Origin of the sequence: Allohahella sp. A8, from assembly GCF_047946665.1 — a bacterium.
Taxonomy (GTDB): Bacteria; Pseudomonadota; Gammaproteobacteria; order Pseudomonadales; family Oleiphilaceae; genus Allohahella.
Genome location: NZ_CP172312.1, coordinates 3,134,518 through 3,146,922 on the forward strand (window position 1 = coordinate 3,134,518; position 12,405 = coordinate 3,146,922).

12 protein-coding genes are annotated in these 12,405 nt (G+C 56.8%); 4 read left to right on the forward strand and 8 right to left on the reverse strand.

Features of this window, described 5'->3' with window-relative positions:
- Window positions 1-83 precede the first annotated feature (83 nt).
- Both ACH3PB_RS14055 and ACH3PB_RS14060 read left to right on the forward strand, forming a co-directional pair.
- Complete coding sequence (locus ACH3PB_RS14055; protein ID WP_416395863.1) at window positions 84-1,112, forward strand: polyprenyl synthetase family protein; 1,029 nt, start codon at window positions 84-86, stop codon at window positions 1,110-1,112.
- 31 nt (window positions 1,113-1,143) lie between these two features.
- Complete coding sequence (locus tag ACH3PB_RS14060; RefSeq protein ID WP_416395865.1) at window positions 1,144-2,826, forward strand: wax ester/triacylglycerol synthase domain-containing protein; 1,683 nt, start codon at window positions 1,144-1,146, stop codon at window positions 2,824-2,826.
- A 53-nt stretch (window positions 2,827-2,879) separates the two neighbouring features.
- On the opposite strand, the gene ACH3PB_RS14065 is transcribed toward ACH3PB_RS14060, so the two are convergent.
- Entirely contained in the window at window positions 2,880-3,665 is a 786-nt protein-coding gene (locus tag ACH3PB_RS14065; protein WP_416395867.1) for a DUF2057 family protein, read from the reverse strand.
- Window positions 3,666-4,079: 414 nt separating this feature from the next.
- On the opposite strand from ACH3PB_RS14065, the gene ACH3PB_RS14070 reads away from it, so the two are divergent.
- Window positions 4,080-4,310: a DUF6316 family protein gene (locus tag ACH3PB_RS14070; RefSeq protein ID WP_416395869.1), complete on the forward strand. Its 231-nt coding sequence runs from the start codon at window positions 4,080-4,082 to the stop codon at window positions 4,308-4,310.
- 53 nt (window positions 4,311-4,363) lie between these two features.
- On the opposite strand, the gene thiL is transcribed toward ACH3PB_RS14070, so the two are convergent.
- From thiL to glyA, 7 genes are read right to left on the reverse strand one after another with little or no spacing between them, the layout of a single operon-like run.
- Entirely contained in the window at window positions 4,364-5,365 is a 1,002-nt protein-coding gene (gene thiL / locus ACH3PB_RS14075) for a thiamine-phosphate kinase (RefSeq protein WP_416395871.1), read from the reverse strand.
- A complete protein-coding gene (gene nusB, locus ACH3PB_RS14080; RefSeq protein ID WP_416395872.1) occupies window positions 5,365-5,811 on the reverse strand; it encodes a transcription antitermination factor NusB in 447 nt (148 codons plus the stop codon). The genes thiL and nusB overlap by 1 nt, the downstream gene beginning before the upstream one ends.
- Window positions 5,811-6,293, reverse strand: a complete 483-nt coding sequence (gene ribE, locus ACH3PB_RS14085) for a 6,7-dimethyl-8-ribityllumazine synthase (RefSeq protein ID WP_416395874.1) — start codon at window positions 6,291-6,293, stop codon at window positions 5,811-5,813. The genes nusB and ribE overlap by 1 nt, the downstream gene beginning before the upstream one ends.
- 22 nt (window positions 6,294-6,315) lie before the next feature.
- Window positions 6,316-7,443 carry a bifunctional 3,4-dihydroxy-2-butanone-4-phosphate synthase/GTP cyclohydrolase II gene (gene ribBA, locus ACH3PB_RS14090; protein WP_416399463.1) on the reverse strand — a complete coding sequence of 376 codons (1,128 nt, stop codon included), beginning with the start codon at window positions 7,441-7,443 and terminating at the stop codon, window positions 6,316-6,318.
- A 3-nt stretch (window positions 7,444-7,446) separates the two neighbouring features.
- Window positions 7,447-8,628, reverse strand: a complete 1,182-nt coding sequence (ribD, locus tag ACH3PB_RS14095) for a bifunctional diaminohydroxyphosphoribosylaminopyrimidine deaminase/5-amino-6-(5-phosphoribosylamino)uracil reductase RibD (protein ID WP_416395876.1) — start codon at window positions 8,626-8,628, stop codon at window positions 7,447-7,449.
- A 7-nt stretch (window positions 8,629-8,635) separates the two neighbouring features.
- Window positions 8,636-9,169, reverse strand: coding sequence for a transcriptional regulator NrdR (gene nrdR / locus ACH3PB_RS14100; protein ID WP_416395878.1), 534 nt, complete (start codon window positions 9,167-9,169; stop codon window positions 8,636-8,638).
- Between the two features lie 51 nt (window positions 9,170-9,220).
- Window positions 9,221-10,477, reverse strand: a complete 1,257-nt coding sequence (glyA, locus tag ACH3PB_RS14105) for a serine hydroxymethyltransferase (RefSeq protein WP_416395879.1) — start codon at window positions 10,475-10,477, stop codon at window positions 9,221-9,223.
- 260 nt (window positions 10,478-10,737) lie between these two features.
- On the opposite strand from glyA, the gene ettA reads away from it, so the two are divergent.
- Window positions 10,738-12,405: an energy-dependent translational throttle protein EttA gene (ettA, locus tag ACH3PB_RS14110; RefSeq protein WP_416395881.1), complete on the forward strand. Its 1,668-nt coding sequence runs from the start codon at window positions 10,738-10,740 to the stop codon at window positions 12,403-12,405.

Here is a 12,405-nt window from a genome sequence, read left to right on the forward strand (position 1 = left end):
GCAGAATGGACTGGTAAGGCGACAGGAAGTCCTCTGATCAGACACCTGTCCACCCAAGTTCACATAGCGCGGTGAGACGAGTCATGATCAATATGGTGAGCGACATATTCGCTCCAGTCGAAGCAGATTTCGAGCGCGCCAACGCACTCATCCTCAATCAGCTTCATTCCCGGGTCCCGCTTGTCGAGACCATTGGCAAGTACATTGTCGAGTCTGGCGGCAAGCGCATGCGACCGCTGCTTGTGCTCCTCATATCCCGTGCCCTGCAAGCAACATCTGCGGCTGCTCGACGAACAGAATCGGATGACTTCAGCGTAGGTGGTGAACGCTTTCCCCAACGGGTCGGCCTGGCTACAGTCATAGAGTTCCTGCATACGGCAACTTTGCTCCACGATGATGTGGTCGATGATTCTGGCATGCGCCGCGGCCGGGCAACGGCGAACGCACGCTGGAACAACGCGTCCAGCGTATTGGTCGGTGACTTTCTCTACTCCAGATCTTTCGAACTCATGGTCACCCTGGGTAATCTCGAAGTCATGGCCATTCTGGCTGGCGCGACCAACGTCATTGCAGAAGGCGAGGTATTACAACTTACCAATGTCCGCAACCCCAATCTGTCCGAAGCCGACTACCGTCGCGTCATTCATGCCAAGACAGCGATGCTGTTCCAGGCTGCCGCACAGGCTGCGGCAGTGCTGGCTGGTGCAAGCGCTGCGATGCAGTCAGAACTGCGGGATTTCGGTAGCGACCTTGGTATGGCCTTCCAGCTCATCGACGATGTGCTCGACTACGCCGGCGACGCGGAGAAGATTGGCAAGAACGTTGGCGACGACCTAGCCGAGGGCAAGGTTACCTTGCCGCTCATCGAGGCCATGCGACGCGCTCCACCGGATGACGTTCAAATCATCCGCAAGGCAATTCGTAGCGGCGGTGTTGAAGACATGAGCGAGGTCATGCGGATTGTGAATGACACAGCCGCTCTCGATCATGTTCGGACATTGGCACAAAACTACGCCGACGCCGCTGAAGCACGCCTTGAAGGTCTGGCGGACTCGGCAGCGCGCAGGGCCTTGCGCAGCCTGTGCCATCTTGCGGTGAGTCGAGATGCCTGACGTCATATCGCGTCCGATGGCAGACTGAACGATGCAGCCGCTCGACGAAGCCAATATCGATATCCTTTTCCGAGAGACTGAGGAGGCGCCCTGCCAGATCGCCAGTCTCAATCTCATCGGCCCCAGCGCGAGCGGCGAAACCATTACGCTGGCGCACGTACTCGAAGTCCTGAATGAACGGGTGCCGGCAACTGCACACGGGCGGCAACGCTTGGTTCAGGCACCTATGCAGCCGGAGCAGGCATACTGGATCGACGACGAGCAGTTTTCCATCCAGCGTCATGTGACACACCATGATCAATCTGGCGTGCGCTCTGTTAATGGTCTTTTGAACCTGAGCGCCGAGTTGGCGGCACGACCACTGCCGCGTGACCGGCCACTCTGGCAGGTTGTATTCTTCGACGGCCTGCGCCTGAAGGACAAGCCTGAACTGAGCGCCGCCATTCTTGTCATTATTCATGAAGTACTCATAGAGGATTCCTCAGGCGAACAGGTCCTCGACTGGCTACTTGATTTTGCGCCTGATGAACAGCGGTCCATAGAGCCACGGCCCTTCAACCCTGAACCGGTTCCTGGGACCCTGGAAATGCTTGGTCGATCGCCCATGAGTCTGCTTCAGGTACCGTTTCGTTTGGTCGGTCGTGTGAAGGACAGTGCAGCATCACTGTTTTATCAACTCCTGATGGAACGACTCGAAAAGCTGCCTTTTCCCGGCAGGCTCTTGCGGTCTCGACCGGCCACCTTCAACAATCCCGTGAGTAGCGCGCGAACCGCGAGCAATTTTCAATGCGATTTGCAGCGACTTCAAAACCTGAAGGCGCTCTCCCCGAAAGCTACGCTCAACGACGTGATCCTCACGCTGATCTCCCTGGTGATCGAACTCTGGCAGAAACAGGGAGACTCACCGGACACTGATAACAACTCCGTGACTGAGAACGGCGCTGCAGAGCGCCGTCGACAGAACTCTCTGATCGCACTAGAGCCAGTATCGGTGCGCAGCACCCGCATCAATACCCCGGTGGGATCCGAGCTGACGGCGATGCTTATCGATCTAAGCCTTGAACAGACCGTACCGGCAGGTCGCCTGGAAGCCATTCACAACAATGCACTCGCTTCGAAGATCTACCAGCAGGCCATTTCAGCCTCGAGACTCAGAACTACTGCGCCATCGGCGATGCTGGGGCTGGCAGCCAGAGTTTATGGCGAGTTTCAGCTCGCCCAACAGCATAAGCCCTTATTCAACCTACCCATTACGAATATCCCAGGGCCAGCGTCACCGCTTTATTTTGGCGATTTCCCTGTACCCGACAAGCTGGGGCTGACGCCGCTATATAACAATCTAGGCCTGGCGGTCGTTGTGATCAGTTACAACGGCAAGATGAACTTTACCCTGCATTACTGCCAGGATCTCATGCCGCCGCTCGGGGAGTTATCTACACTCTTCGAATCGGCAATAGCTACCCTGGATGAGTCGCTCTCAGCGGGGATCGCCCTTGAAGCGGCGCCGGACAGGCCCGAAGACAATCAGCCGGTTCCTGCTGGAGGATTGGCTGGGCTGATCGGGGATCTGAAACGGATATTCCAGGGACTTGCGAGAAATTCGCTGGCGGAGGCTTTGGTGAAGAAACAGCGACAGGCAAAAGCCGAAACTGCAGATACAGCTGCAGCGGACGTGGCGCCCACTGGAAAGCAGGCGCGCGACAGCGAACGCTAGGCGTTCGCTTTGCTTTGGTGTTCAAAAGACTAAGTGGGTAAATCCTTCCGCGCTCATTGGAAAGCCCATCGCAAAAATTCTTTCTTGTCTTCCTTGCTCGCTTTACCCCAAAGCACCTTTAACCCCTCCAGCCGGCTGACACCATCCGCACTCTCTGAGCCGGACGCCGAAGCTGCTGCCCCCGTCTTGGCGTTGGCGGCTACCGCGGGCGCATCTACTGTAGCGCCTGAGCTTACAGGTACCGGAACCGGTAAGGGAGCCGCAGACGAACCAGCACCAACTGTCTCCCCTGGCGCTACCGCCGTTGAATCTGAGGTCGCGACCGTGTCAGCCGCCATCATGCGACTACGCTGCGCGACCTGTTCTCCGGACTCGCTGACAATTTCAGCAGAGAACTTGGCGGCCATAGTCTGCGCATCACGGATATTCTTTGCCTCGCGGTGGGTAATTTTGTAGCGGCCACCTGGCTCAAGATCAATGACCGCTTCGATCGGCACGGAGTCAACGTTCTGCACCTTGGCAGTATCTTCGGCGAAATCCTCACGCTCTACGCCTCGTGGCACTGACCAGATCGAATTGTATTGGTACACGATGGTGTGCTCACCGGGCAGCAACTCATAGGTCATGCTGATGCTGTCGGTAAGATAGGTTTTCTGTTGCTGACCATCGATGCTTAGCATCTTGATAGTGGCGGGGCTTTCAATCCGCGCCACCTGCGACTCGTCCCGGCTGCCGCCATCATAGACTCTGACTACACGGGATGATGCCGAACAGGCGACGATCAGGCTCGCCAAAACCATGATGAGCAGGGTGCGCAGGATTACTGGACGGTATGACAAGCAGAAAACCTCTCGTGGATGTGAATTTTCGAATGACCTGAACCTTAGGGGTAGCTCAGGGCAGTAATGCAGACCTACCATCGCAGCTTTTGTGCACTATCGCCAGACGCCAGGTGTTGTGGATCACAAATTTAGCGATGCCGATAAATGTCTTCTACACTAATAGAACAAAAGCTGTACACTTCTCAATAACAAGACGCAAGTCGTTACAATAATAAAATGTTCTGGCTGTGAACAGCTTTGTTTAGCCGCTGGATCTTGATACGAAAATGCAGAATTCTCAATTGGTGGCTTAACTCTTTAAAGGCTGAGTACCGTGTGTAGCCGAACTGCTCGAGCAGCAGTACATACGGGGTGTGCAAGGTCTGCAGGAGCAGCTAATATGCGCAAACTGGCTTGATGGAGAACAGTCTCATGGCCATGGATAACAGGAATGGAGAGGGCGGTGTTGTGCCTTTCCGGACTGACCGGTTTTTCTCGGTCAGTGAAAAGTGGTACTTCTCGACTCGTGAAGGATTTGATAGCGGGCCTTATGCCAATAAGGAGCGTGCTGCGGAAGGGCTTCGTCGGTTTCTCAAAGTTGCCCAGCTCCTGCCTTCCGGCGGCCAGATTGGCAACGCGATGCGAGCTCACCGCGTCTACTGATGAAGCATTGGCAGGTTGCACAAGCGGCTACGACTGAACTGCTGTAGTCCGCACTACCCGAAGTGCTGATAGCCCTCGGACAAAGGAACGCCAGCTGGCAACCTGCTGCTCAGGGCGTCGAACCATTCCCCGACGGGGCGCCCATCCACGAATACACGACCCTGACCGTCAACGGCTTCTCCGATGGGCGTGGCGCTGCCGTCCCCGATTGTCCAACCAGATGCTGCGGTGAAGCCTAGTTGGTAATCATCGCCTCCGCTCAATGCGTAGAGCAGAGCCTGATCAGGTGAGTAGATGTCGAAAAGCGCTGGCGCGACAGGAACCGCCTTGGAATCCAGGTGAATATCGACGCGACTGGCTTTAGCGATGTGAGCGAGGTCTGCAAGCAAACCATCTGAAATATCGATCGCCGAGTGCACCTGTGCGTCAGATTGAAGTTGCAGTCCCAGATCGATCGGTAGATTCGGTGAGGCATAAGCTGAAATCAGCTGCAGACGCGAACGGTAATCCGAATCGTGTGGGCTGAGTTTACGATCGAAAAGCGCTAGCGCACCCCCTGCTGCGCCAAGCGCCCCGCTTACCCAGATTCGGTCTCCACATTGCGCAGAATCTCGCGTCAACAGACGCCCGGCTGCAGGTAGCTCGCCGAAAACGGTAAAGGAAGCCGTCAAAGGTCCCCGCGTCACATCTCCCCCAAGCAATGCACAATCATACAGATCGGCTGCACGAAAGAGTGCATCTGAAAAACCTTTCAGCCAACCTTGCGATACATGCGGCATGGTCAAGGCCAACGTAAAACCCAGCGGCCTCGCCCCCATGGCCACCAGATCGCTCACGCTGCTGCCCAGCCCACGGGAGGCCAGCCAGGCTGCGGGTGAACTGGTCGGAACGTGCCGTCCATGAACAACGGTGTCAGTACTGATGGCAAGGCGGCCTTCGAGGTGCGCAAGGACGGTGCAATCATCACCGTTACCTACGGCCGTAATGCGGGCTGCCCGCTGTCGATTTGTCTTGTTGGAGAGGAAATACTGTTCGATGAGCTCGAACTCGTTCATCAGCTCCGCTGCGCCCGGACTTCTTCACCGCGGAGACGAGCCGCCAGCTTATCGACCACGCCGTTGACATACTTGTGACCGTCAGTACCACCGAAGCTCTTGGCGAGGTCGATGGCCTCGTTTATGACCACTTTGTACGGTACATCAAGACGAAACTTCAGCTCGTAGCAGGCGAGCCTTAGAACTGACAGTTCGATCGGATCGACATCCTGAAGCCGTCGATCCAACAGCGGCTCGAACGCTTCATCAATCGCCTTTGCGTTCTGACTGATACCGATAAAGACATCATGAAAATAGACCGTGTCGAAGCTCTTGAGATCATTGTCCGCCATAAACTGGCTTTCAATGGCCGAGACAGGATCATTGGAAAGTATGCGCTGATAAAGCGCCTGCAGGAGCAGGCGTCTGGCTTCCTGACGAAGCTTGCTGGTCTTGCCGGCTTTCACTAATTGGCTTCCCTCGTCATCGGCAATAGTGAAACCATCTCCAGAGCGGATAAGGTCGCCTCTTCACCCTTATTTCCAGCCTTGGTGCCACTTCGCTCGATGGCCTGTTCAATGCTATCTACGGTCAGAACGCCGAAGGCAACAGGAATACCAGAATCCAGCGCTATACGTGCAAGGCCACTACTACATTCGCCTGCGACAAAGTCGAAGTGAGGTGTGCCGCCTCGAATTACAGCGCCGAGCGCGATGATGGCATCGGGCTTCTGATGCTCAGCGATCGACTTGACGACCAGAGGCATTTCATAGGCGCCAGGCACCTTGACGACTGTAATGGCTTCCTCGGCCACGCCGTGGCGGCGCAGTGTATCAATAGCACCCTGCACGAGGCTATCGACTACGAAATGGTTGAAGCGCCCGGCAACGATGACGAAACGAGCCTCCGGGGCAACGATCAGAGAGCCTTCCAGAGTACGCACGGTCATATAGATCTCCAGTTTCAGATTATCAGGAAGCGGTTTCAGGATTGAAGGGCAGATAATCAACGACTTCAAGGTCGAAGCCGGACAGTGCGGAGAACTTCATCTCCGCACTCATGACGATCATCTTGCCAATATTCAGGTCGCGCAGTATCTGTGAGCCGGTGCCGATCGTCAAATAGGCACCGGACTGCCCTGGCGTCTTCTTGTCGACGCGAGGTGCCGAGAAGAAATCATCCAGCCGTTTCACAACGTTGTCTTCACCGTGTTCGGTATCCAGTAGAACGACAACGCCTTTGCCAGTGGATGAGACCTGCTCCAGCGCACTGCCAATTGGCCAACTCTGGGAGCCAGGCTTGACCGCCCCGAGCAAATCCCGGAATACATCGGCAAAATGCACGCGGACCAGCGTTGGCTCTTCCGGCACTGGCGCGCCAGCGACCATGGCAAGGTGCGTGGCGCCATTGATGGAGTCTTTGTAGGTGACGAGCCTGAAGGTGCCGTAACGGGTTTCGATTTCCCGCTCATCGACCCGCTGGACGGTCTGTTCATTCAGCGTTCGATAATGAATGAGGTCGGCTATGGTCCCGATCTTGAGGCCGTGGACTTCAGCAAATTTCTCGAGCTCCGGACGCCTGGCCATGGTGCCGTCTTCGTTCATGATTTCCACAATCACGGCAGCTGGCTCCAGACCAGCGAGGCGTGCGAGATCGCAGCCTGCTTCAGTGTGACCAGCTCTACTTAAAACGCCGCCTGGCTGCGCCACGAGGGGAAAGATATGACCCGGCTGAACGAGATCTTCCGGCCGCGCATTGCGCCCAGCCGCCAACTGTATTGTTCGTGCCCTGTCCGCTGCCGAAATACCGGTGGTGATGCCGGTGGCGCCGTCAATCGAGACGGTGAACTTGGTCTTGTGCTGCTCCTTGTTTATTTGCACCATCAGTGGCAGATCGAGCTGCTCTGCCCGCTCTCGCGTCAGCGGAAGACAGATCAGGCCACGGGCGTGCTTGGCCATAAAGTTGATGTCTTCAGACCTTACCAGTTCGGCGGCCATGATCAGATCACCTTCATTTTCCCGGTCCTCGTCATCCATGAGAATGACCATGCGGCCGGCACGGATATCAGTAACGAGTTCTTCTATCGTATTTAAAGCCATCATTCAGTCTTCTGTTGTCCAGTGATAGAGGTCGGTCTGCGAACCATTCGTGGCCCCGGCCGTTGCCGAGGCCGAGCTATCGCTCAAAATAGTGCGAGTGTCGCCGCCGAGTCGGGTCAACGCGCGCATGCCGAGCCGTTCGACAGCGGCCATGTCCAGAAGGCCGAGCGGACCGATAGCCGCCCTGGCATCAGCGCCGAGCAAAACGGCTCCGGTGTACCACCATAACTCGTCGCAGAGCCCTTCTACCAGGAACTGCGATGCCAACGTGGCCCCGGCTTCGACGAGCACTTCATTACAGCTGTAGTCCGCAGCGAGTTTCTGCAGCAACTGCGAGAGATCGACCCGCCCATCGCGTCCGGGACACGACATGAGCGCCGCGCCGCCTATTGCCATTGACGTCAGTTCAGAGTCTTCAGAACTGACGACGAGCGTGCTTGCATCTGTCTGCTGCAGTATCTGCGCGTCCACGGGCACCGGCTGCTTGCCTGCCAGCAGCACCCGAAGCGGCTGCCTTACCAGACCCTCACTCTCTTGTGACACATGGGCCGAACGCACAGTCAGCTGGGGATCGTCGGCCCGCACAGTACCCGCTCCTGTCAACACTGCCGAACTCAGCGCACGAAGACGATGAACATCCTCTCTCGCGGCGGGCTGTGTGATCCATTTGCTCAGACCATTCGATAACGCCGTTCTGCCGTCGAGACTGGCAGCTATCTTGACCCTGACGAAAGGCCTGTTGCGCTCCATTCGACTAAAAAATCCCGGATTGAGCGCTCTGGCCTCGTTCGCCAGAACGCCTGTCGTCACCTCGATGCCTGCTGCTCGCAGACGCTCGAAACCCTGCCCCGAGACCAGCGGATTGGGGTCCTCGCAGGCGGCCACGACACGACCGATACCTGCGTCGATCAGTGCATTCGCGCAGGGCGGCGTCGTTCCGAAGTGCGAACAAGGCTCGAGGGTCACGTAGCAGGTTGCGCCTGCAAGACTGATGCCCTGCGCTTTTGCCTGGTTGAGGGCCGCCAACTCTGCATGAGGTCCGCCGCGGCGCATATGCCAACCAGTACTGACGATTTCGCCATCGCGCACGAGGACACAACCAACTCTCGGATTGGGACTGGTTGTAAACCGGCCTCTGAGCGCCGCTTTCATGGCCGCGCGCATGAACACTTCATCAGCGCTCATGGCGTTTTCAGGCTTTGTCAGAATGAGAACCATCCTGTGCTTTGGATCGGGCTATCTCTACCAGACCGGGATGCTTGTCTGCGGTCAATGCATCGTCGGATAGACTCTCGATCTCCCGACGAAATTCTTCGACATCTTCAAAGCTGCGATAGACCGAGGCAAATCGAACATAGGCGACCTTGTCGAGCTGGCGAAGCTCGTTCATGACAGCCTCTCCGATGATCCTCGACGGCACTTCGCGCTCACCAGTAGCACGCAGGAGCGACTTGATGCGATCGATTGCCGCCTCTATGGCCTCCTGTCCGACCGGTCGCTTTTCAAGCGCCCGCTGCAAGCCGCTACGCAGCTTGCGTTCATCGAACGGCTCACTGGTCAGATCCTGCTTGACCACCCGTGGCAACACCAGTTCGGCGATCTCGAAGGTGGTAAAGCGTTCGTTGCAGGAGAGACACTCTCGCCGACGTCGCACCTGACCGCCACCGGACACCAATCTTGAGTCAATGACGCGGGTATCGTTTGCTGCACAAAATGGACAGTGCATCTAAGCAGCTCCTCAGCCAGGCCTTCCGCATGCAGAAGACCATGGTAGATTTCAGTCGGTATAGACCGGGAAGTCGTTGCAGAGGGCGACGACCTGCTCTCTCACCTTGTCGATGACCGATTCATTGCTGATATCATCGAGCACATCGCAGATCCAGCCAGCGACCAAAGCGGCTTCACGCTCTTTCATGCCACGTGTGGTGAGTGCAGGTGTTCCGATGCGCAGCCCGCTGGTCACGAATGGCGAACGAGGATCGTTCGGCACAGCGTTCTTGTTGACGGTGATGTTCGCGCGGCCGAGTGCTGCATCAGCGTCTTTACCGGTGATGTCCTTTGCAACGAGGTCGAGCAGGAACAGGTGATCATCAGTACCGCCTGATACGATGTCGTAGCCGCGCGACTGCATGGTTTTGGCCATGGCACGGGCGTTCTCGACGACTTGCTTCTGATAAGCGCGGAACTCATCGCTCATGGCTTCCTTGAATGCGATGGCCTTTGCTGCAATGACGTGCATGAGCGGGCCACCCTGACTTTCAGGGAAGACAGCAAAATTCAGTTTCTTTTCGAGATCGGGATTTGCCTTCGCGAGGATGAGACCGCCACGTGGACCGCGCAGCGTCTTATGCGTGGTGGTTGTGGTGACGTCGGCAATCTGAACCGGGCTGGGGTAGACACCTGCTGCAACCAGGCCTGCAATATGCGCCATGTCGACCAGAAGATATGCACCCACTGAGTCGGCAATATCACGGAAACGCTGCCAGTCGATAATTCTGGAATAGGCCGAGAAGCCCGCCACGATCATTCGCGGTTTATGTTCTGTCGCCAGTGCCTGAACCTGATCGTAGTCAATTTCACCGGTCTCGGCACTCAAACCGTACTGAACGGCATTATAAATGCGGCCGCTGAAGCTGACCTGGGCGCCATGCGTCAGGTGACCGCCGTGGGCAAGACTCATACCGAGCACTGTTTCGCCGGGCTGCATCAGCGCCATATACACGGCAGCATTCGCCTGGGAGCCGGAGTGCGGCTGTACGTTGGCATAATCGGCACCAAACAGCTGCTTGGCACGATCGATCGCCAGCGTTTCGGCTTCGTCGACATACTCACAGCCGCCATAGTAGCGCTTGCCAGGATATCCTTCGGCGTACTTGTTGGTCAGCACGGAACCCTGTGCTTCCATGACCATCGGGCTGGTATAGTTTTCAGAGGCGATCAGCTCGATATGCGCTTCCTGACGCGCTGACTCCTGTTGCATACAGCGCCAGATCTCAGGATCGAAATCTGCAAGTTTAGTGTTGCGGGAAAACATACGGCATGGCTCCATTGAAAATAAGGAGGGGGCCTGGCAACTGCGCGAAGAGGAGCGCGCTGGGCTGGGACCGCCATTTGAGTGAAAATTGGTCGGCGCAGTATACCAGACTGGTTTTTCCCCGCCTATCTTCATGTTACCTGTCGCCCTGCCGCCACCGGCACTGTGGCTTCTGGTAACTTGACGCGGCTTGCAGTACAGTCCAGACAGCTCGCCCAGAGCAGCTTCTCAACCCACGTGCAGCATCTGGAATCACTCAAATGGCCCAGTACGTCTTTACCATGAACCGCGTCGGCAAGATCGTGCCGCCGAAGCGGGAAATACTCAAAAACATATCACTCTCCTTCTTTCCTGGCGCCAAGATTGGCGTACTCGGTTTAAACGGCTCAGGTAAATCGACCCTGCTGCGTATCATGGCCGGCCTGGACCAGGATATTCTGGGAGAAGCCCGGCCGCAGCCGGACCTGAACATCGGCTACCTGCCCCAGGAGCCGCAGCTGGAGGAAGACAAGACCGTCCGCGAAAACGTGGAAGCGGGCGTCCAGGAAGTGCGGGATGCTTTGCTCCGGCTGGACGAGGTCTATGCCGCCTATGCACTCGAAGATGCCGATTTTGACGCGCTTGCAGCTGAGCAGGCCAAGCTGGAAGCGATCGTTCAGGCGAATGATGGGCACAACCTCGAACGCACACTAGAGGTTGCCGCCGACGCCTTGCGATTGCCGCCATGGGATGCACCGGTTCGCAATCTCTCAGGTGGTGAACGTCGCCGTGTCGCGCTGTGCAAGCTACTGCTGGCCAAGCCTGAAATGCTGCTACTCGACGAACCGACTAACCACCTGGACGCTGAAAGTGTGGCCTGGCTGGAGCAGTTCCTGCACGAATACGCCGGCACCGTAGTCGCCATAACGCACGATCGATACTTTCTGGACAACGTAGCCGGCTGGATCCTTGAGCTGGATCGTGGCCAGGGTATTCCATTCGAAGGCAATTATTCAGGGTGGCTTGAAGCCAAGGAGCAACGTCTTGCGCAGGAAGAGCGTGGCGAGGCTGCCAGACAGAAAGCAATCAAGTCAGAACTGGAATGGGTACGGACCCAGGCTAAGGGGCGGCAGGCCAAAAGTAAGGCTCGCCTCTCACGTTTCGAGGATCTGAACTCGCAGGAATTCCAGAGCCGTAACGAGACTAACGAGATCTATATCCCGCCAGGACCTCGGCTGGGCGACGTCGTGATCGAGGCGAAGAACATCAGCAAGCGCTTCGAGGACAAGGTCCTGTTCGAGGATCTCAGCTTTGAAATTCCGCCCGGCAGCATCGTCGGCGTGGTCGGGGGTAACGGCGCAGGCAAGTCGACGCTGTTCAAGATCATTACAGGTCAGGAAAAACCTGACTCGGGTGAGGTTAGACTCGGCGATACGGTGCAGTTGAGCTACGTCGGTCAGATGCGTGAGCTCGACGACTCCAAGACCGTGTGGGAGGAGGTCAGCGAAGGCCAGGATCTTATCGTGGTCGGCAATTACAAGACTCAGTCACGCTCCTACCTCTCACGCTTCAACTTCCGGGGCGGCGATCAGCAAAAGCGTGTCGGTGACCTCAGTGGTGGTGAGCGAAACCGTCTGTTCCTGGCGAAGCTGGTCAAGCAGGGGGGCAATGTCCTGCTGCTTGACGAACCGACGAACGATCTCGATATCGAAACGCTACGAGCACTGGAAGAAGCCATTCTGGCCTTTCCTGGCAGTGCTGTCGTGATATCGCACGATCGGTGGTTCCTCGACCGAATCGCCACTCACATCATGGCTTTCGAAGGCGACTCCCATGTCGAGTTCTTCTCTGGCAACTACTCCGATTATGAAGAGGACTACAAGAAGCGTCACGGCCTTGGAAGCGGCCCGATCAAGCCCGAGCGGGTGAAATACAAGCGGCTAGCTTAA